This is a genomic window from Bradyrhizobium sp. CCGB12 (genome assembly GCF_024199845.1).
In the GTDB taxonomy this organism is placed as follows: Bacteria; Pseudomonadota; Alphaproteobacteria; order Rhizobiales; family Xanthobacteraceae; genus Bradyrhizobium.
The window spans coordinates 8,533,641-8,554,628 of record NZ_JANADO010000001.1 but is presented as its reverse complement, the minus strand read 5'-3'; the positions used below and the strand labels follow the sequence as shown (position 1 = coordinate 8,554,628).

General features: G+C 63.0%; 16 protein-coding genes and 1 riboswitch. Of the genes, 8 read left to right on the top strand and 8 right to left on the bottom strand.

Features of this window, described 5'->3' with window-relative positions:
- Positions 1 to 3: 3 nt before the first annotated feature.
- From NLM27_RS39380 to NLM27_RS39370, 3 genes are read right to left on the bottom strand one after another with little or no spacing between them, the layout of a single operon-like run.
- Positions 4 to 867 (bottom strand): DUF1989 domain-containing protein, encoded by an 864-nt coding sequence (locus NLM27_RS39380; RefSeq protein WP_254148384.1) that lies wholly within the window; start codon positions 865 to 867, stop codon positions 4 to 6.
- 44 nt (positions 868 to 911) lie between these two features.
- Entirely contained in the window at positions 912 to 1,841 is a 930-nt protein-coding gene (locus tag NLM27_RS39375) for a GTP-binding protein (protein WP_254148383.1), read from the bottom strand.
- Between the two features lie 3 nt (positions 1,842 to 1,844).
- Positions 1,845 to 3,335, bottom strand: coding sequence for an amidohydrolase family protein (locus NLM27_RS39370; RefSeq protein ID WP_254148382.1), 1,491 nt, complete (start codon positions 3,333 to 3,335; stop codon positions 1,845 to 1,847).
- Between the two features lie 821 nt (positions 3,336 to 4,156).
- Positions 4,157 to 4,352: riboswitch (cobalamin riboswitch) on the top strand.
- Positions 4,353 to 4,459: 107 nt separating this feature from the next.
- Here NLM27_RS39370 and NLM27_RS39365 point away from each other — a divergent pair.
- From NLM27_RS39365 to NLM27_RS39355, 3 genes are all read left to right on the top strand, one after another.
- A complete protein-coding gene (locus tag NLM27_RS39365) occupies positions 4,460 to 6,736 on the top strand; it encodes a TonB-dependent siderophore receptor (protein ID WP_254148381.1) in 2,277 nt (758 codons plus the stop codon).
- A gap of 2 nt (positions 6,737 to 6,738) precedes the next feature.
- A complete protein-coding gene (locus tag NLM27_RS39360) occupies positions 6,739 to 8,184 on the top strand; it encodes a PepSY domain-containing protein (protein WP_254148380.1) in 1,446 nt (481 codons plus the stop codon).
- Positions 8,185 to 8,449: 265 nt separating this feature from the next.
- Entirely contained in the window at positions 8,450 to 9,475 is a 1,026-nt protein-coding gene (locus NLM27_RS39355) for an alpha/beta fold hydrolase (RefSeq protein ID WP_254148379.1), read from the top strand.
- A gap of 146 nt (positions 9,476 to 9,621) precedes the next feature.
- Here the strand turns inward: NLM27_RS39355 and NLM27_RS39350 are convergent, their stop codons facing one another.
- From NLM27_RS39350 to NLM27_RS39340, 3 genes are all read right to left on the bottom strand, one after another.
- Entirely contained in the window at positions 9,622 to 11,439 is a 1,818-nt protein-coding gene (locus NLM27_RS39350) for a DEAD/DEAH box helicase (RefSeq protein ID WP_254148378.1), read from the bottom strand.
- Between the two features lie 472 nt (positions 11,440 to 11,911).
- Positions 11,912 to 12,787 carry an alpha/beta fold hydrolase gene (locus NLM27_RS39345; RefSeq protein WP_254148377.1) on the bottom strand — a complete coding sequence of 292 codons (876 nt, stop codon included), beginning with the start codon at positions 12,785 to 12,787 and terminating at the stop codon, positions 11,912 to 11,914.
- 8 nt (positions 12,788 to 12,795) lie between these two features.
- Entirely contained in the window at positions 12,796 to 15,303 is a 2,508-nt protein-coding gene (locus NLM27_RS39340; RefSeq protein WP_254148376.1) for an alpha/beta hydrolase, read from the bottom strand.
- Positions 15,304 to 15,433: 130 nt separating this feature from the next.
- On the opposite strand from NLM27_RS39340, the gene NLM27_RS39335 reads away from it, so the two are divergent.
- The 5 genes from NLM27_RS39335 to NLM27_RS39315 all read left to right on the top strand — a co-directional run bounded on the left by NLM27_RS39335 (position 15,434) and on the right by NLM27_RS39315 (position 18,822).
- Positions 15,434 to 16,360: an alpha/beta fold hydrolase gene (locus NLM27_RS39335; protein ID WP_254148375.1), complete on the top strand. Its 927-nt coding sequence runs from the start codon at positions 15,434 to 15,436 to the stop codon at positions 16,358 to 16,360.
- A complete protein-coding gene (locus NLM27_RS39330) occupies positions 16,357 to 16,971 on the top strand; it encodes a hypothetical protein (RefSeq protein ID WP_254148374.1) in 615 nt (204 codons plus the stop codon). The genes NLM27_RS39335 and NLM27_RS39330 overlap by 4 nt, the downstream gene beginning before the upstream one ends.
- 76 nt (positions 16,972 to 17,047) lie before the next feature.
- Positions 17,048 to 17,695 (top strand): CoA transferase subunit A, encoded by a 648-nt coding sequence (locus NLM27_RS39325; RefSeq protein WP_254148373.1) that lies wholly within the window; start codon positions 17,048 to 17,050, stop codon positions 17,693 to 17,695.
- A 4-nt stretch (positions 17,696 to 17,699) separates the two neighbouring features.
- Entirely contained in the window at positions 17,700 to 18,350 is a 651-nt protein-coding gene (locus NLM27_RS39320) for a 3-oxoacid CoA-transferase subunit B (RefSeq protein ID WP_254148372.1), read from the top strand.
- A 13-nt stretch (positions 18,351 to 18,363) separates the two neighbouring features.
- Positions 18,364 to 18,822 (top strand): MaoC family dehydratase, encoded by a 459-nt coding sequence (locus NLM27_RS39315; RefSeq protein ID WP_254148371.1) that lies wholly within the window; start codon positions 18,364 to 18,366, stop codon positions 18,820 to 18,822.
- Positions 18,823 to 18,983: 161 nt separating this feature from the next.
- Here NLM27_RS39315 and fabI read toward each other — a convergent pair whose 3' ends face one another.
- Together fabI and NLM27_RS39305 are read right to left on the bottom strand one after the other, a co-directional pair.
- Positions 18,984 to 19,772 carry an enoyl-ACP reductase FabI gene (fabI, locus tag NLM27_RS39310; protein ID WP_254148370.1) on the bottom strand — a complete coding sequence of 263 codons (789 nt, stop codon included), beginning with the start codon at positions 19,770 to 19,772 and terminating at the stop codon, positions 18,984 to 18,986.
- On the bottom strand, positions 19,769 to 20,983 hold the full coding sequence (locus NLM27_RS39305) for an acetate/propionate family kinase (protein ID WP_254148369.1): 1,215 nt from the start codon (positions 20,981 to 20,983) through the stop codon (positions 19,769 to 19,771). The genes fabI and NLM27_RS39305 overlap by 4 nt, the downstream gene beginning before the upstream one ends.
- Positions 20,984 to 20,988: the final 5 nt, after the last annotated feature.

Below are 20,988 nucleotides of genomic sequence, written 5' to 3'. Positions count from 1 at the left end.
AGCTCAGCTTTGCGCATGCCCACCGTGGCGACGGTGATACGCACTTGGCGACGGCCAGCTCCAGTCCTTCAGCGTCGTTCGATCCGGCTCGAAGATCTCGATCTTGAGCGCATGGCATGCCGCAGCATCGCTGGAATGGGTTGCGCTACAGTCTCCACCGGGACAGGCCGACAGCGCGCCGAGCAGGTCGATCTCCGCGAGAAACTCGATGAAGTCGCCGGGACGGACCGGACTTGCCTTCATGAAATATTGGTGCGTGTCCTTCGTGAAGCCGGTGCACATGAAGACATTGAGTACATCGTGGACATGATGCTCGATCGCGCGTGGCTCCATCTTGAGCTCAGCGGCAAGCGCGCGGGACAGGTTGGAATGGCAGCAAAAATCGTAAGCCGTGCCGTTCAACAGGAGATTTGTATAGGGATCGCAGCGCGTGCCGATGACATCATGAATGCCGGCGCCGTCCTCATCGAAGCCATACCAGCCGAGCGTGTCGTGACTGATGGTCGCCATCGGCCGAAGGTAGGGCATATTGCTCCAGAGCCGGTCCCCGACGCCGACATGCGTGCCATGGAGCGCCCGCGTCTTGCCGCTGAAGAAGCGCTCGGAGAGATCCTCCGCATTCCAGAGATTGAGGTCGCCGACCTGAGGGCCATCGATACTGACGATGCGAAAAAACTGGCCGCGCGCCACGCGAAATGTTCTGGCATCGCGTGGCGGCACGGTGAGCTCGTGCGTCTTGACCATCGTGCGGCGAGCTTGCTCAAGCGCGGCTAGGTCGGGCCCAGGCATCGTGCCGGCCGGATAGACGATCGTCGGCTTGGCGGCGCGGCGCGAAGCGGCGTCTGCGGGCGCGATTTTGGACGACATGCCAAGCTGATCCCTGTGACTGCGATCCATCCTACCGCCTCATCTCACCCACCCGCAACGCACCCCTCCATGATTCCGTCGAGCTCGGTCTTCGAGAGCACCCCGAGCTCGGCAATGAAGACGATCCGTGACCGCGGCACGCCTGGAGGTGGGGCTTCACCCGGCGCCAGCGTCGCGCGGCCGGCGGCGAACTGAAACACCATCATGCGGCCGGGCTGCTCGACCGTCTCGAACAGGCCTTTTGCGCGCGCGAGCTTTGGCGCCAGTTTGCCGATGGCCTGCTGCAAGCGCGGCAGCGAGAGCGGCTGGTCCGACGTCCAGCTCAGCGTCTCGAAGCGCTCTTCCGCCGGCCGTCGCGGCCCGACCTCGCGCGGCGCGGGCGCGCGATCGACATTCGCTGGAAACAGCAGCGCGGCGGGAATCTCGCCGTGATTCGCATCGACCACCACGGCAGGGACGCGCTGCGCACGGATGGCTTCGCGCATCCGGACACCCGCGCCCGCGTCCGCCAGATCCAGCTTGCTGAGCGCCACGATATCGGCGACGCGCAGTTGCGACCGGTGGAGCGCGTCCTCAAGGGCGGCCGGCGACGCGGTCGCGTCCATCACGCAAAGCACCGTCTCCAGCGGCGCCTCGCGCAGGATCACGGGGTCCATCAGGTTGCGCACGATGTCGGAGGGGTCCGCGACGCCGCTGGTTTCGATGACGATGTATTCGGGCCTGGGATCGCGCCGCAGCAGCGTCGAGAGCGTGCGGAGCAGATCGCCCTCGAGCGAGCAGCAGATGCAGCCATTGGCGAGACTCACGACGCCGTCGTTCGCACCCGCGATCAGTTCCGCATCGATATTGATCGCACCAAAGTCGTTGACCACGGCGGCGATCCGCCGTCCCTCGGCGTTCGCCAGCAGATGATTCACGACCGTGGTCTTGCCCGCCCCCAGAAAGCCCGTGACCAGGAGAATGGGGACCGGCATGTGTCAGGCCTCGACGACGGGGCGACGCACCGGCTTTCCCGGCCGCGCGGTCACGTCGAGCACGCCATCGCTGATCAGTGGCTGACCGCTGACAATCAGATGCCGCACGCCTTCCGAGGGACGGTTCATCGCCGTGAAGGTCGCGCGGTCCGAGAGCTTTTCGTAGTCGAACACGACGATGTCGGCATCGGCGTCCTTCGCAAGCCTGCCCTTGGCGCGCATCGCGGGCGTGCTCTGCGAGAGGATTTCCGCCGGGATCAGCGCGCATTTGCGCACGCCTTCGAGCAGCGACACGGCCTTGCGCTCGCGTACCCATTCGCGGATGAACTTCGTGAAGCAGCCGGCCGAGCGCGGATGCGAGGTGGCATCGTCAGGCAGCGGCCAGGCATCGCCGGTGTAGGTCTTGCCGTCCGACGTCGTCCACGGCATCGCATCGGACGCGATGGCACCGCCGGGATAGAGCACCGACATGTCGAGCAGGTCGCGGTGATGCGCATTATGCTCGGTGTCGAGGATGTGCCAGAGCACCAGCGAGGAGGGCTCTTCGGCCTGCGCCTTCAAGAGCTCCTCACGGTCGTGGAAACGGTAACCGTCAGTCACGCGCTGCACGGAATCGTAGCCGGTGCCGTTGCGCTCGACGAATTTGGGATCGCTGAAGAACGCCGCCGCCAGCACGGTCGAGCCGGTGCCGTAGGGATAGGCCTCGACCGTGATGGGCAGGCCCTGCGCCTGCGCCTTCTCGACCAGCACGCGGCAGCGCGCAATGTCGGTCTTGCTCGACGAGTTGAAATGGCAGATATGCATGTGCGCGCCGGTGGCGCCGGCATAGCCGATCAGCCGGATATAGGCTTCCACCGCGCTTTCGGGGTCGATACGCGACATGAAGGCGACGTGGGTGAAGGTCGGGACGTCCTTGGCCGCAGCCAACTGGCAGACCGCCGTCAGCTCCTGCACGCCGGCGCCCGGCGCATAGGCGTTCAAGATGCCGATGCCGATGCCGCCTTCGTTCAGGCCCCGCCCGAGGCGCTCGAGGATGCCCGCGACCTCGGCATCGGTCGCGACGTTGTCCATCCAGCGGCGGTCGCGCATGGCGTTGCCGAACGCCTCCAGCGAGCTCTCCGCATTTGAGCCCGTCATCGCGCCGATGCGCGCAAAGGCCCAGTTGGTGGCGGCGCCGTAGTTCAGCACGCGCCCTTTCCTCGCCTGCCGCTCATACCAGGACCCGACCGGCAGCACACCGGCCTCGAGATCGAGCGTGGTCGTCACGCCGTCGAACGCCTGCATGCGGTCGGCCGGGATCGACTGGCCATGCGCGTGCAGATCGATGAAGCCGGGCGCGACCACGAGGCCGGTGGCGTCGATGACCCGCTCCGCGCCGCCGAGCGAGGAGCCAACCGCGGCGATCTTGCCGTCCACAACCGCCACGTCGCCGATGGCGTCCATCCCGCTCGCGGGATCCACCACCCGGCCACCAGAGATCACCAAGCTGCTCATTCCACACTCCTCCGCGCTGAAGTCGCATCAAGGCAGATTCTGGAAGGAACGACCACCTCCACCGAGGCCGATGCATCATGCTCGCACGGAAGGTCATTTGGCAGGCAATTCGCAGACACGCCGTCGCGTCCTCGCGGCATGTTCTGCCCGAGCTGCGCTCTCCTCTTCACACCCTCTCGCCAGAAAGGGCGCAGGGAAGACCGGGCGCCGGCTGGCACCCATAAGACCCCTGCGCTGAACGAATGCACACGCAGTGCACAGGGGAGACACAGGGCAGCCGAGACCAGGCCTTCCCTGCGCGATGGTTTGACGGCCTATGCCGCGCTCTCCCGGGAGCCGAGTTCCTTCTGGCCTCCCTCACCCCTGCGAAATTCACGACACCGCGCCGGTTGACGCGATGACGCCTTCGCCAAGGCTTGACCGTAGCAACGACGGCCAGGACCACACGGTTTCGCCGTACGCGGACGACCCTGCTTCGCCAAGAGGCTTCGCAGGGCACAGGCGCCGTCCGTCTTCGCAGGACGTGCCATGCTCACGAGGTTCATCTCGCCCTGCACGCCACAGCCCGCCTTCAACGCCGCCCGCGTCCACCGCAATCCCAGCCCGCGTTCGTGACGACGTACGACCGCCCCTTTGGTGGGCCGGGACGGGCGACACATACGACAAATCCGAATTTCGGTAAAGTGGAATATTTTTGCGAGAAGGGACTGACGCTGAGTCGAGCTGCCGGACGAACGCTGAGCGATCGGCACGTCGGGCCGATGACGGTGCGGCGCGTTGATCTGTCTCGGGACGGCTAGTTGACAGCCCTTTGCAAATAAAACTAGGGTGCCTGCGACGGTTCTCCTTCGGGAGATCAATAGGGAATACGGTGCGGGGATCCCCCAACGCCGTGGCTGCCCCCGCAACTGTAAGCGGTGAGCCTTCGCCAAACGCCACTGGGCCTGCGGGCCTGGGAAGGCGGCGACAGGTAACGACCCGCGAGCCAGGAGACCTGCCGTCAGTCGTGGTCACACGCGAGCACATTGGGCGGGGTGTCCTGGTGGGTGTTGGGCTGCCGTCCTCTTGGGGCAGTGGCCAGACTGCGTTCGCGGTGACGTGCCACGTTATCGCGAGTCCTATTGATGACCTCCCGTACCATCTTCGCGCCACGGCATCGCCGCGCGTTGCTCCGTTCAGTTGCATTCTCCTGTTTCGTGTTGTCGACAGACGGCTGGGCACAGTCCGCAAGTCCGGTCCAGATGCTCGACCCCGTGGTGGTGCAGCCGCCGGCAACGCCGCCGAGTACCCGCAGCACCCGACGCAGTTCTGCTGCCGCCCGCGCCGCGCGTTCGCGCCAGCAGCACAACATGGCTGCCAACACCGATACACCGATTTCCGCGCCGACTGGACCTGTCTTCGCCGCGCCGACGCTCAACCTCACCGGCGCGACCACGGCGGGCAGCCGGCTCGGCCTCACACGACTGCAGACTCCGGCCAGCGTGGAGGTGATCTCCGCTGAAACCATCGCCGAGCGCGGCCAACAGAACATCGTCGACGCGGTAACGCAAAACGCCACCGGCTTCACGGCGAGCCCGGCACCGGGCAATGGCGGCGTCTCGTTCAATACCCGCGGCTTCACGGGCCTCGGCTCCGTCATGACGCTGTATGATGGCACCCAGCTCTATATCGGCGCCGGGACGGTGACCTTTCCGTTCGACACTTGGTCGACCGAGCGCATCGAGGTGCTGCGCGGCCCTGCATCGGTGTTGTACGGCGCGGGCGCGGTCGGCGGCGCCATCAACGTGGTTTCAAAACTGCCGTTGTGGATCTCCCGCAACCAAGCCGAGGTCTCGCTGGACAGCAACACGACGCGGCGAATTGCCGTGGACAGTGGCGGTCCGGTCAGCGAGAACGTCGCCTATCGGATCACCGCCTCCGGCAACATGTCGGATGGCTGGGTCGATCGCGACAACACCTCGAATGTCGCGCTTCATGCCGTGGTCCAGATCAAGCAGAGCGAAGACGTCACCTGGACGCTGTCTACGGACTACGGTGACCGCGACCCTTCGCGCTACTTCGGCACGCCGCTGATCAACGGCAGGCTCGACGAATCGCTACGTTTCAAGAATTACAACGTCAGCGACAGCCACATCCGCTACCAGGACAGCTGGAATCAGGTGAAGACCGAATGGCAGATCGCCGACGGAATTTCGGTTCAGAACACACTTTACTATCTTAACTCCAAGCGGCACTGGAAGGACGTCGAAAGCTACGCCTATAACCCCGCCACTGGCCTCATCAACCGAAGCAGCTACATCGAGATTTTTCACGATCAGCAGCAGGTCGGCAATCGCATGGATGCGAAATTCCGCGGGCATGTCCTTGGTATGGCCAATGAGTTCGTCGCAGGCTTCGACGTCAACAGCATCAATTTTACCCACACCAACAATTCACCCTACGGCGGCTCGTCGTCCGTCAACCCGTTCAATTTCGTTCCGGGCGTATTCAACAGCCCAAACGCCACAATTCCGGGTTACGGCAGTGTGACTAACCAGTATGCGCTATTTGCCGAGAACAGGCTGTCGGTCACCGAGCAACTGTCCTTGATTGCCGGCATCCGCCAGGACGAACCGACAATCACGCGCACTGACTATGTCTCGCCGGCCAACCACTTCGAGAAATCGTTCTCCTCGACAACCTGGCGCGCCGGAGCGGTCTATACACCGGTCAAGGATCTCGCTTTCTATGGCCAGTACGCCACCGCGGTCGATCCGGTCGGAGGGCTCATCTCACTGTCCTCCGCAAACAAGAGCTTCGACCTGGCCACCGGCAGACAGATCGAAATTGGTGTTAAGCAATCGTTCTGGGGCGGCCGCGGCGAATGGACTCTGGCCGGCTATGAGATCGTGAAGAACAACTTGCTGGCACGCGACCCCAACATTCCTTCGCTGACCGTCCAGGTCGGCCAGCAATCATCGCGCGGCGTCGAAGCATCGGTCGGCTTCCTGCTCGATTATGGTTGGCGAATCGATGCCAATACCGCCTTCCTGCGCGCGAAGTACGATGACTTCGTGCAGGCGGTCGGCGGCGGAAGTGCGAATTATGCCGGTAACGTACCTGTCAATGTACCGCAGAACGTCTCCAATATCTGGGCGACCTGGGCTTTTGCACCGAACTGGTCGGCCAACGCGGGCGTACAGATCGTCGGCAGGACTTATGCGGACAATGCCAACACGGTGACACGCCCGGCCTACAACATTGTCAATGCCGGCGTGCAATGGAAGCCTGATCTCAACACCACCGTGTCGTTCCGCATCTACAATCTCTTCGACGAGGTGTACACGATGTCGGGCGGCACCACTCAGTGGCTGCTCGGCATGCCACGCACTGCGCAGCTCGCGGTCAACGTGAAGTTCTGAGCGTGGCACGAACCCTGAAACGCACACTTCGGCGGTGGCTATACATCGGCCACCGCTGGGTCGGCATCGTCACCTGCCTGTTTTTCGCCATGTGGTTCGTTTCCGGCGTGGTGATGATGTACGTCGCTTTTCCCGGCCTTTCCGACAAGGAAAGGCTGGCAGCGCTTCCTGATATTGAATGGGAGAAAGTGGCGTTGTCGCCGGACGACGCGATGAAGACGGCGGGCGCCACGCGCTATCCGCGCGATCTTCGGCTTTCCATGCTGGCCGACGAGCCGGTGTATCGGATAGCCGGCTGGGACGGCAAGCGGCGGGCGATCTCTGCAGCCGATGGCCGGGACATCACCGGTGTTTCCGAACAGCAGGCGCTTGCGGTCGCACAACATCATCCCGCAAGTACATCGCCGCAGCTCGAAGAACTCATCGATCGGGACCAATGGAGCGTGACGGCCCGCTACGATCCGCTGCGACCGCTTTACATCATTACGCTCGGCGACAATGCCGGTACCAAGCTCTATGTCTCCTCACGCTCCGGCGAGATCGCGCTCGACACCAACCACACCGAACGCGTCTGGAACTGGCTCGGCTCGATCCCGCACTGGATCTATCCGACCGTGCTGCGCAAAGATGGGCCGCTGTGGCGGCTGGTCGTGCTTTGGATCTCCGGTATCTGCCTGATCATCGGCGTCACCGGCATCTGGATCGGCATCCTTCGCGTACGCCTGAAGCGGCGCTATGCGAGCGGCAGGATCACGCCTTATCGTGGCTGGATGGCATGGCACCACATCACCGGCCTGATCGCGGGTATCTTCGTGCTGACCTGGACATTCTCCGGTTGGCTTTCGCTCAATCCCGGCGAATATTTCGCAAGCCGCAACACGGCGCGCGAGGTGCTGCAACGCTATGCCGGCCATGATGCGCCGACGATTGCGACGAAGCTGCCAACGCCGCAATCCGCCGTGGTCGAAGCGCGCTTTGTCTGGCTTGATGGCAGCGCGATGATGATCGCCGCGTCGCGTGATGGCACGCAAAGACCTCTGGATGTGACGTCGGGCCAATCGGCAACACTTCCGCAGGATCGCCTCTGGACTGCCGCAACAAAATTGTTGCCGACAGCGCGCATCGTGGAACGGTTAACCCTCAGGGAATACGACGCCTATTGGTATGCACATCATCACGACCGCGAATTGCCGGTGCTGCGCGCCGTGTTTGATGATGACGCGAGAACATGGTTTCACATCAGCCCTGTCACGGGCGACATCATTGGCCGCGTGGACAGCAGCCGGCGCACATATCGCTGGCTGTTCAACGCGCTGCACAGTTTCGATTTTCGATTGCTGCTGGTGTATCGCCCGGCCTGGGACATCGTGGTGTGGCTGCTGTCGATCCTTGGGACCATCGTTTCGGTGAGCGGTGTCGTCGTCGGCTGGCGTTATCTGCGCAGTTGAAGCAAATCCGCTTCGTACAGTGCCCGTTACTCTCCAGCGATTCGCCGAACGACCATTCCTCTCCCGCGACCCGCCCGTTCAGGCGCTTGCTCCGACGCAGTCAGTTACGGAACTTCGCTGCATCGCTCGTAGTTCCGCGGCAGGAACGCGGACGCCAGGAACATGCAACCGACCGCGAAGCTGCTCCGCCGTCTTCTCGCCCCCATTGTCATTCACTGAGCTAGGCGGGGCGGCTTACGGTGGGCAAAGTTCCCAAAGGTTCCGCGTGATCGTCCGACGTCTTCTGCAACGCGACTCCAATTATTCCGTTTCGCGCCGCGCTCTCCTCGGCGGACTTTTGTCGGCAGGGAGCGCTCTCGCGCTCGGCGGTTGCGCCGGCTTGGGCGCGACCGGCGCGCGCTTCGACGCATCGTCGCTCTCCGTCGACCCCACATTGCTTGTCACCACCACGCGCAAGCCCGTCAACGGCGGCCGCACGAAACCCTGGTTCGGGCCGGAACGCGCGACCAGCATGACGGTCGCGCGAGCCAGGCTGGTGGCGCCGGACGAGAGCCGTCTTTCTCTCGCCTCGGTTGGACTCGGCGATTGGCGCCTTGATCGGATCGAACCGGTGTCGGCCGACGCTGGCGATCTCGCCGCGCAGGCCGGCGGAGGAGACGTGCTGATCTATGTGCACGGCTTCAAGCAGACATTCGAGACGGCCGTGCTGGATGCCGCCCATCTCTCCGATGGGATCAAGTTCCGCGGCCGGACCATGGCGTTCTCCTGGCCCTCCAAGGCGGGACTGTTCGACTATGCCTATGACCGCGACAGCGCGATGTGGTCTCGCGACGATTTCGAACGTGTGCTTTCTGCGCTGGTGTCGGCGCCAAGCGGCGGCCGCGTGCACATCGTTGCGCACAGCATGGGAACCATGCTGACACTCGAAAGCCTGCGTCAGCTCTATGCGCGATACGGCGACACGGTTACGAGCAAGATCGGCGCTGTCGTGTTTGCCTCGCCCGACATCGACATGGACGTGTTCACGTCGGCGATCCACCGCATCGGTCCGCTTGCCGGCAAGATCGTCGTGATCGCTTCGACGAACGATCGCGCGCTCGCACTGTCGGGACAAATTGCAGGTGGAATGACCAGGGTCGGCGCCGCCGAGAAGGCCGTCATCGCGCGGCTCGGTGTGCGCGTGATCGATGCCTCCCAGGAAGGCTGGGGCATCATCAACCATGATCTGTTTCTGTCGAATGCGGAGGTGCAGCGGGTGATCCGCCGCTCGATCGACGGCACGACGGCGTAGGGGAGCGCCTGCGCGGCGTCAGTCCAAGGCGCGATGAGATCAGGTGAACCGTCATCGCGCCTTAGGTTGTCGAGCTTGATCTCCGCGCAAACGCGTTCCGCGTTTGTCGCGAGGGAAAACCGCTGCACACTTTTCCGGATCATGCTTTAAGCGATCAAACGCTGCACCAATGCCGACTCGCTCGAGTACGTCAGGAGCGCCTCGTGAGTCGCCCGGGTCACCCCGACATAGGTCAGCCGGACGCATTCCTCGACGGTCTCGCCGTGGCGGCCGAGCAAGCCCAGGCCGGCAATAGCGACGCAGGGAAACTCCAGCCCTTTCGCGGTGTGCATGCTCAAAAACCGCACCGCTACCCGCTTGATCGAAACCCTGTTGCGATTGTCCTTGGCCATATCGATGGGTACGTCGTGCCTCGCAAGTATCTGCGCGACCCGCCCGCCGATCCAGTGCTCGGGGTAGAGACACGCCATCTGCGACCACTCGTACCCGGCCTTTTTCCGGTCGAGAAACCACTCGGCGACGCAGTGAGCTTCTGCGTCGATGCTCACGCATCGCCGTACGGCCGGCTCGAGCCCCTGCCGACCCGCATCTTCGGGCAACAGGATGGCGTGCTCATCGTCGGCGGTGATGCCGGGAGCGCCAATGACGTCGGCAGCGAAGCGTCTCGCGAAGGCAACGATTTGCGAAGTGTTGCGGTAGTTGATTTTCAAGACGGTCGTTCTGCCCGACGCTTCAATTCCAAGCTGCTTCCACACCGGGCGCTCACGTCCCTTGTAGATCGCCTGGATGTCGTCGTAGACGACCATCAGCGCCTTGGTGCGCGCGTTGACCATCTTGGCCGCGAGCGCGAGCCATTGCGGCTCGAAGTCGTGCGCCTCGTCGATCAGGACAGCGTCGTACTGCTCCGTTGGGATCTGGCCTTGATCTACCGCCTTCATGACCTCTGAAACGCTCGCAGCCAGTCGCTTTGCGTAGTCCGGATACTCTCGCTCGGATGGAGCGGGGATCCCATAAGTCCGCAGCATTCGGTAACACCAGGAATGAAAGGTGAGGACCTGAACGCGGTTCTCCACGCCCCTGCTCTGCATGGCATCCTCAAGTCGCCCGGCGATGCCATTGGCGTAACACAGGATGAGTACCGGCTTTGCCGCCGCCCGTGCCAGATACTCGGCTCGAAAGGCAAGGATCAGGGTCTTACCCGATCCGGCGACGCCGCGAATAATGCGATGCCCCTCTCCCAGGCTGCGCGCGAATTGCTCCTGATGCATATCCATGACCGCAAGTGTCCGGTCCGAAGGATCGCCTGCAGCCGCGTCGTCCAGAGGCAGGGCAATCTGTCGTATGCGGATCTCGGGAAAGAGCAGCGCACGCAGGCGGTCGAACTGCGGCATGGACAGCGGCTCTCCGAGACGCGGATAGACCATGCGCCACAATCTGGACCGGAATTCCTCGGGATCCGCGCCCTCCGTCATTTCATCCTTGAACACACATAGATGCTCGGCGAACACCTCCTTGAGATTGGTCTGATCGAACTGCTTGCGCGTGATGTTCGTGAACACAGCCCCGAAGCCGAACGGAAGAAGGGATCGGCCCATGTAGCGATGGCCGGGCGGAAACAACAATTGCCCGTCCCGCTCCAGCGTGCGCACGACCTCGAACGTATATTTGCGAGCCTGCTCGAGCGGATTGCTTTCCCGCACCACACCACGGCTCGTCAGCAGCTCGACCTGTGTCTTGTCCGCCGAAACGATCGTCTCCAGGCGCCAGTCCTTCACCTCGAGCACGAGCAGGCCGTTCGCAGGATGAACGATAATAAAATCCGGATGCCGGTTGAGAGGGCCAACAGGGAGGTTGTGCCAGACGACAGTGTTCTCTTCGAGGAAGTCCTTGAGTCGTTCCGCAAGTCGTAGCTCCCCACGGCTGTCGAAGCGCGCGAAGCCCAAACTGGGGATCAGGATTGCCATGCTACGACCGCGAGGTTGATTTGAGCATCCGGCATGGCGATGGGACCGGATGTTCATTCAGCAATACCCGGGCGATACCAGGTGACTGATCGCAGTCCGCCAAGACGTGAGTTGCTGGGACGCTCGTTTCCCCCAACGCATCGCGCATGCGAGAGGGCGCAGGCTTTCCGACCGGCGCCTTGGGTGGCCTGTTGGGAAACTCGCTGCCGAACGAAGTACTCTGCATGTAGCCTGAAGTCGCCATTACGGACCGCCTTAGGCTACGTGTGTAGCAGAGCGGTCTCTCCAGGGCTCACATGGTTGCCTAGAGTGCGCAGGTTTTCAATGGTTTGGGATCTGTCTGGCGCTCCTGAGCAGGACTTTAAGCTCTAGGGTAAATCAAGCACTTAGGGGGACGGTGGGACAGAAGGCGGTTCTACAGAATTGCTATCACGAGCGCTGTCCATGGGACCCACGCCTCGACATCGCTCCCTTAAAAGCTGGGATAGGCGGCCAGTCCTCCGAACCAGGCCCCGAAATAGCCGGCATAGAGCGCCGGCAATTCGAGGTTCATCGAATGTCCAATGCCGGGAACGATCACCAGCCGGCAATCCGGCATCGCCTCGGCCATGGCGCGGAGATCGGCCAGTGGAATCCAGCCATCCCGCTCGCCCCACAGCACCAGATGCGGGTGCCGGATCTCAGCCATGCGTCGCTCCAGCTCGCGGCTCTGCCTTTCGCGCGTCAGGTTCACCGGCGTTCCGATCCAGACACCCTCGGAGACGCCGAAAGTCTGTTCGACAATCCGGTCGAAGAACACCTCGATGTCTTCGAGACCTGGGCGAAAGCGCGGGATCATGTTGGGCGCCATGCTCTCGGGGACAAACAGCGAAGAGGCGGCGGTTGCCATCACGGACCGTGTCAGCTCCTTGCTCGCCATCATGGCCCGGAACAGCCCGATCTGGTCGGCGTCGAAGGCCATCCCGAGCGGCGTCACCGGATCCAGCGCGAACACACGGCCAAACCGCTGCGGCTGCATCAACAACATCCGCGCTGCAATGATGCCGCCGGTCGAATGGGTGGCAAGATGGCAGTATGCAATGTTCAGCGTATCAAGCGCCGCCAGCATGTCTTCGGCGTGCTGCTTCATGGAATAGTTGGCGTAGTCAGGCGCGGGCTCGGGACGATCGCTATCGCCGCAGCCCCGCCAGTCGATACCGACGACGCGTAGGCCGGAGGGAAACAGCGGTGCAGCGAGCTCGATCCAGTCCTTGCTGGCGAGGTTGCCGTGGATGAAGACGACGGTGATGTCGCCCCGTCCCCACTCCCGCCAGCCAAGCTGGACCTCGCCGGCCTGCACTCTCGGCATGGACCGGCCTATTTGTTGAGGCCGGCCGTCGGCGCAGCGCCGGGCGGCGTCGGCGCGACCGGCAGGGCCGAGACCACCGCGCCCTTGATCATCCTGTCGGTACCGAGCGGCGAAGAGGTGTCGACCGTACCCTTGGTCACGAAATCCACGACATCAGCGGGATACTCCACTGGATTGTCGGTGTGGATGAAGTGCCCGGTCTCCGGATAGATCTTGAGCATTGGCCGATTCCCGGCATTCGTCATCCGCGTCATGAAGGGCGTGATGACGTCGCGTCCGAGGTCCGTCAGCCCGTTGAACGCGGGCGTCGGAATGAACGGCTCCTTGTCGCCGAATGCGAGGAAGATCGGCGCCTTGATCTGGGTGACCCGCTCGTAGAGGTTCTTCGGGTCATCCTGCTGCAGTTCGGCGCCAATCGTGTAGATGTCGAAGATGAAGACGTTGCACCACTGCTCGAGCTCCTTGGGATCGCCCTTGATGAGCCCGACGCGCTGCTCTGTGTGGAAGCGGGCATATTCGCTGTCATTGAAGAAGTAGCCACTCTTCGCTGCCGACACCACGCCGGTGTTCGGGTCTCGCTTCTTGAAGTAGAAGAAATCACGCACGCTTTGCTCGTCGCGTGCCTTCTCCGCGGCGAGGATGCCGGTCTGATCCCAGATCGACTTCCATTTGTCGAAGTCGCGCCCCTGGCCCGGCTCGAACAGCGGCGCCTTCTTATCCTTGGCGATAGTGATCTCGCGCGGATATTCCTCGAGGCCGGACGGCGCCTCCAGCGCCAGCCCCTGCACCGCGTCCGGCCAGGTCAGCGCATAGCCCACCACGAACTGGCCACCCAGCGAATGGCCGAGATAATACGCCTTCTTGACGCCGAGCTGGTTGACGACGAGGTCGTAGATCACCTCGCGCATGTCCTGCATCGTGCGTGCCGGGCTCCTGTCGAGATTACCGGGTCCTGACATGCCGTAGTGCGGCAGGTCCGGCACGATCACGCGCAGACCGCTGCGCAGCGCGTATTGCATGACGTTGCCATAGTGTCCGCCGAACGCGCCCTTGCCGTGAATGATGACGAGCACCTTCGGGTCCTTGTCGGTCCCGGCATACTGATCCATGTATCCGATTTCCCAGGCGTTGCCGCTCTTGTCCTTGGCACTGGCGAATTTCACCGGATAGGGATAGGTCACATACGCCTTCCAGAAGGACTTTTTCGGGTCGATGTCTTGGGCAACGTCGGGCACCCGGTAGTTCTTGTCCACGAACTTCTGTGCACGATCGAGGCTCGCGACGTCGTCCATGAAGGCGACGAACTTCGGATCGTTCTTGCGCTGGTTGATGATCGGGAACACGCCGTAGTGCGCGACCGGGCTCTCCTGGGCGATCAGGTCCGCGCCGGGCACGCGGTCGACGGCCTTCTGCGCCAGCTTGAAGTTCAGCCAGAGATCGTTGGTGATGTGCATCACCAAAGTGCGGGCCTGAATGCGACCGAGATAGGGATTGATGTTGTGGGTCTCGCCGACCCGATTGCGCCAGACGAGATCGACCGCGTCATACAGCTTGGCACGATTGATGACGTTCAAGCCGGCCTTCTCGTTCGGCGGATCCCAGTAGAAGATCTCGGGCTGCACGGCTGGCCAATTCTGGGTCGTGCGAAAGGCAAAGTCGTAACCCGTCATTCCGAGGATTGACCAGCCGAACGCAACGCCTGGGACCGGATGCTTTTCCTTGGGCAGCTTGTAGTAGTCGCCCTTCGTCGCTTGCCAGACCGGATCGGACTCGATCGCGGCCGTCATCATCTGGAACGTCCAGTTGCCAACGGGGTCTTCGCCGTCCGACTGCGTGGTGCCGCCAATCGGCATCAGCGCATTGATGTATTCCGGATGCATCACACCCCAGACATAGGTCTGCGTGCCGCCCATGGAGACGCCGGTCACCAGCGCGACGCGCGCGACCTTCAGCTCGTCGCGCAACAGCCGGTAATTCGCCTGAACCATGTCGTAGTAGCTGTATTGCGGAAATTTGGCACCGAGGCCATCCGACGGCTTGCTGGCACCCCAGGTCCCGAGCGGATCGACCATGATGACGTAGTAGCGATCGGTATCGATCGGTCGGCCCGAACCGATGATCGGCACACCCCCCGAGAGTGGCGCACCCTTGACCCACTGCTCGTACATGTCGGTGGAATCGCCGGAATAGTAGGAGTTGATCACGACGGCATTGGTGATCTCGCCGGCCGCATTGCGACGGGCGTTGCCGATGGCGATATAGGCGGTGCGCAGCTTGCCGGCGCCAAGCGACTCCAGCGTGACGCCGCCCTCACCGCCATTCTCCCATTTGGAGGGATCGGACAGGTCATACTTGCCGCCAAGACGGAAGTTGGCGATCTCGTAGGTCTTCTTCAGTCCGTCATGCTGCACCAGCGACGAGCGGCGAGTGAATGGCTCCGCGGTTGCGATCGCCGTGCCGACCAGCACCACAAGCAGGCTCAACAAGCAGCGCTTCAACGCGTCTTGTCCGGTCATGACACGATCCTCCCTCGACAGTTTCTGATAATGCTAGGCAGCGCGACCAGGCGAGTTTTGATCTAACTCAATGGAATCGGCCGCCAGACGTCGAAGATCACGGACAGCGCAAAGCCGGAATTGTCTCGCGATGCCCTTCCTCAGCCACGGCTCATATCGGATCCGCTATGAGCTCGACGGGCCGGCGGGCGCGCCAGTCTATGTCCTCGTGAACGGGCTGACGCAATATTCCGAGCTGTGGGGTGCCTATCGCGAGGCTTTGTCGGCGCGGGGCTTTCGCGTTGCGACCTTCGATTTGCTCGGCCAGGGCGCCTCCGACAAGCCGACGCTCTACATCAGCCAGGACGACCAGGTCACAGCGTTGCGCCTCCTGATCGGCGAACTCGGAGACGGACCGATTTTTCTGAGCGGGATCAGTTTTGGCGGCCTGATCGCGCTGCGATATGCAATCGAGCATGGGGAGCGACTGTCCGGGCTCGTACCGATGAGCTGCTTTGCCGAGCTTTCGCCTCAACTTCTACTGATCGGCAATGCCTTACGCACCGGCCTGATTCTGGGCGGCACAGGCTATCTCCAGGATCTGCTTTTGCCGATGAACCTATCGGACCAATGGCTGAAGCCGCTCCTGGACAAGCTCGACGGCATCAAGCGCCAGGGCTGGCTGGTCAATGACGTCTACGCGCTCCAGAACCTGATGGAGTCCTTCCTCGACTTCAAGCCGCTGACGCCGCAGCTTTCATCGATCACCGTGCCGACCATGATCTTGAACGGCGAGTTCGACTTCCTGACGCCTCGCGCATTGCACGAGACCCTGCGCGTTGAGATCCCCAACAGCTCGCTTGTGATCATCCCGCGCGCCTATCACGCTTTCACGCTCGAGAAGGCCGCGCTCACCGCCGACTTGCTTGTGCGTTTCGCCGATGACGTACTGGCCGCCCGCTGGCAAGGTAACAAGGCCGTCTGGATCGCGCCTGACGAAGCGGGTGGCGAGCTCACACCCTTTCCGGCCGGCTACGATCATCTGCGCGCGATTCCCGTTGAGAGATTGACGACATGAACGAACTCTACGGACCACTCGATTCCGAGGGCCGCGTGCCGCCGCACCAGCAGACGCGTGTCGCCACATTTCTCATCTCCGCGCATGGCGCGCTGGCGCGCCAGTCCGCGTTCACCTTGCCCGCGAAGCTGGAGTCCGCTTGGCAGACCGAGCTGAACGCGCAGCTCTTCCGCGAGACCGAGATCGTCTCGCTGCTGATGCGCGCGACGAGTTGGGCGCCCGACCCGGGTCTCGGCTATATGGTCGCGGCCTGGGAAAGTGCCTGGTTTCCAGCGCCGGTCTACGAAATATCGGACTGGCCTCTGGCAGTGGCGGCTGGTGTTGCGACACTCGCCCATGCCGTTCACGCGAGTATCCGGCCGGCGGCATTGTTGCCGGTGGAGGCAAATCCCGAGGATCCGTTCGCGATGGCGCTACGCCGCATCGAGCTCGAGAGCGGACGCCTGCTCCAGGCACAAATCCTGTCTCTGAAGGGGCCCAATCTCGTGCCATTTCGCGCCGCCGTCGACTCCGCGCTCGAACGCCGCCACCGCGAGGTGCGCAAGCTGTGGCACGACATGCTCCGAAGCGTTGGGATCACCATCGATGTTTCAAATGGCGGGGAGCCTTGATGCAAATCAAAGGATCGCGGTGAGGGCCGGCAAACATCCGGCTGATGCTCTTCCGTATCCGATCGGAGTACCGACCATGAAGGCCGTTTCCGTCGAAGAAGCCGTTGCGATGATACCGGCGGGCGCGAGCGTCATGGTGGGCGGGTTCATGGGAGTCGGGACTCCGGAGCGGCTGCTCGACGAAGTCGTGCGCCAGCGGAAGACAGGTCTGACCCTGATCTCGAACGACGCGGCGACGCCCGGCAAAGGCGTCGGCAAGCTGTTCGATCAGGCCCTGGTGTCGAAGCTGACCGCAACGCATATCGGCCTCAATCCGAAGGTGCAGCAGCAGATGCTGGCGAACCAGATCGCCGTCGACCTCGTTCCGCAAGGCACCTTCGTCGAGCGCATCCGCGCCGGGGGATGCGGTCTTGGCGGCGTGCTGACGCCAACGGGCGTCGGGACGCTGGTTGCCGAAGGCAAACGTCAGATCGAGGTCGATGGCCGGCCATTCCTGCTGGAAACGGCCCTGCGCGCCCAATTCGCACTGGTGCACGCCTTCCTCGCCGACTACCTCGGCAACCTCGCCTACGCGCTCACTTCGCGCAATTTCAATCCGGTCATGGCGATGGCGGCCGACACCGTCATCGTGACGGCCGAGAATATCGTGCCCGTCGGCGTGATTGCGCCCGATCATGTCGTCACCCCCGCGCCGCTCGTCGACTATCTCATCACCAACGGGTGACATCATGGATCCCCAGATCACCATCGCCCGACGCGTCGCCAAGGAGCTGAAGAGCGGCAACCTCGTCAACCTCGGGATCGGCATTCCGACCCTGGTCGCGAACTACGTGCCGCCCGATCTGAAAGTGTTCTTCCAGTCGGAGAATGGGCTGATCGGCACAGGGCCGATTCCCGAGCAAGGCATGGCGCATCCGACGCTGACCGACGCCGGCGGCCGGCCGATCAGCGCGCTGCCGGGCGCTTCAACCTTCGACAGCGCGATGTCGTTCGGCCTGATCCGCGGTGGCCATGTCGATGTCACCGTGCTCGGCGGCCTCCAGGTCGACGCGCACGGCCATCTCGCCAACTGGATGATCCCCGGCAAGATGGTGCCGGGCATGGGCGGCGCGATGGACCTCGTCAGCGGCGCCCAGCGCGTGATCGTCGCCATGCAGCACGCGGCGAAGGGCAAGTCGAAGATCGTGGCAAAATGCTCGCTGCCGCTGACCTCCGCACGCCCTGTCAACCTGGTGGTGACGGACATGGCCGTGATCGGTTTTCCCGACGGCAAGGCGACGTTGCTGGAGACCGCACCCGGCATCAGCGTCGGCGAGGTCCTGGCGCTGACAGAGGCCGAGCTCGCCATTCCCGACAAGGTTCCGGAAATGAGGATCTGAACAGGTCAACCCCATGCGAACATTCAGCGACTTCGACGAGATCAAGTCGGCCCTCGGCACCGAGATCGGTGCCAGCGACTGGATCGAGATCACACAGGAGCGCATCAACCAGTTCGCCGAGGCGACCTGCGACGAGCAATGGATCCATGTCGACCAGGAGCGCGCGAGCAAGGAGATGCCGGGCGGCAAGACCATCGCCCACGGCCTGCTGTCCCTCGCGCTTGCGCCGATGTTCATTCGCTCGGTGATCGGTCTGAAGGGCCTACGCAACACGCTCAACTACGGCGCGGACCGGATCAGATATCTCGCACCGGTTCCGGCGGGCTCAAAACTGCGCGGCCGGGTCACGATTGCCGAAGCCGAGGACGTGCCGCCGGACGGGCTGCGCGTGAACTATCACCTCGTGATCGAGATTGATGGCGGCAAGAAGCCGGCCTGCGTCGCCGAGTTGATTGCCCTGCACTACCGCTGAAACAAAAAGCTCGAAAACAACCCCATGCACAGTAGCCATGGGGTTGATCGCATGATGCTTTTTCGGGCGGTAAAACCGATTGCCCCGTCGGGCAACACACTGTGATCAGCCCCAGGTGCCCGGACGGTCCAGGCCCCGCGTGACGAGGCCCGGCCGCGCGATCAATCGATGATGTGATAGCCGCCGTCGATATAAAGCACGCTGCCGGTGATCAGCTTGGCGCCGTCGAGCGCCAGGAACGCAGTGGCATTGCCGACATCGTCGATGCTGACGAGGCTGCGTGAGGGCGCCTTCGACTGCGCCTTGTCCATCAGCTCGTCGAACTCCGGGATGCCCGACGCCGCACGCGTGGCGAGCGGCCCCGGCGAGATTGCATGGACCCGGATGCCCTTCGGACCCAGTTCGGCGGCAGCGTAACGGACGGAGGCCTCCAGGGCGGCCTTCGCGACGCCCATGATGTTGTAGTTCTCCACCACCATCTGGCTGCCGTAATAGGTCATGGTGAACATCGTGCCGCCGTTCTTCATCAAGGGTTCGGCAAGATGTGCCATCCGCAGGAATGACCAGCAGGAGACGTCCATGGTCTTCAGAAAGCCGTCGCGGCCAACATCGACGACGCGGCCGTGCAATGCTTCCTTCGGCGAGAAGGCGATGGAATGTAGCAGGAAATCGAGCTGGCCCCACTCCGACTTGATCCGCTCGAACACCGCTTCGGTCTGGCCTTCAACCATGACGTCGAGCGGTAGGAAAATCGGCGCCTCCAGTGCCTGCGCGAGCGGCTCGACGTGCTTCTTGGCGCGCTCGTTCAGGTAAGTAACGGCGAGATCGGCGCCGAGTGCGCGAAACGCCCTGGCGCACCCCCAGGCGATCGACTGGTCGTTGGCGATGCCGACGACCAGACCCTTCTTTCCCTTCAGGGCAACCTTGCTGTCCGGAAATACTGGAATCATGACACCCTCGCATGCCTGGGGTTGGTCGATTGGCCGTTCATCAACAGCGACAGCGTGTGCTGCGCGATCATCAGCTCCTCGTCGGTCGGTACGACATAGACGGGGATGAGACTGGCCTTCGTCGATATCAGCCGCGAATGGCGCGTGTTCTCGGCCGCATCGAGTGCCACGCCGAGCCAGCCGAGGTGCTCCGCCACACGTGCGCGAATGCGGCTCGAATTCTCGCCGATGCCGGCGGTGAAGACGAAGGCATCGATGCCCTGGAGCGCAGCGGCGAGCGCGCCGGCATTGAGGCCGATGCGATAGACGAAATAGTCGACGGCCAGCTTCGCTTGCGAATCGGTGCTCGCCTCCAGTTCGCGCATGTCGTTGCTGATGCCTGAGAGACCTTTCAGTCCGCAATCGCGGTAGAGAAAATCCTGCACCTTCGAGACCGTCATTCCCTTCTCGGACATCAGATACAGCACGACGCCCGGATCGAGCTGGCCGGGTCGCGTGCCCATCGGCAACCCGTCGAGCGCGGTGAATCCCATGGTGCTTTCGACGCTCAACCCGCCCTTCATGGCGCACATCGATGCGCCGCTGCCGAGATGTGCGACGATCACCCGGCGTCTTGCGATCTCCGGCGCAATCTGCGGCAGGGTCCTGGAGATGTATTCATAGGAGAGTCCATGGAAGCCGTAGCGCCGCACGCCCTCGGCGTGGAGCTGGTGCGGGATCGCGTAATGATCGGCCAACGGGCCGTGTGTCCGGTGAAACGCGGTATCGAAGCAGGCGACCTGCGGCACCGTCGGGAAATTGGCAAGGATCGAACGGATCGGCGCCAGATTGTGCGGCTGATGCAGCGGTGCCAGCGCGACGAAGCGCTCCAGCCGCGCCACCACGCCATGATCGATGAGAATCGGCCGCTCATAGTCCGGCCCACCATGGACGACGCGATGCCCGACCGCCAACGGATGGATACGAACCTCGTTCCGCAGCCATTCGCCCGCGACATCCATCGCCGCCGGAACGTCCGGAATGGCCTCGATCGGATAGGCCCGATCGGCCATGGGTTCGTTGCCTGCCCTGCTCGCCCGCAAGCGCGGGCGGCTGCCGATGCCGTCCACCTGCCCCTTGATCAGCCGGCGCAAAGTGCCCTCGCCCTCGACTGCAAAGACCTGGAACTTGACGCTCGACGAGCCGGCGTTGACGACGAGGATGGTGTCCATGGCGA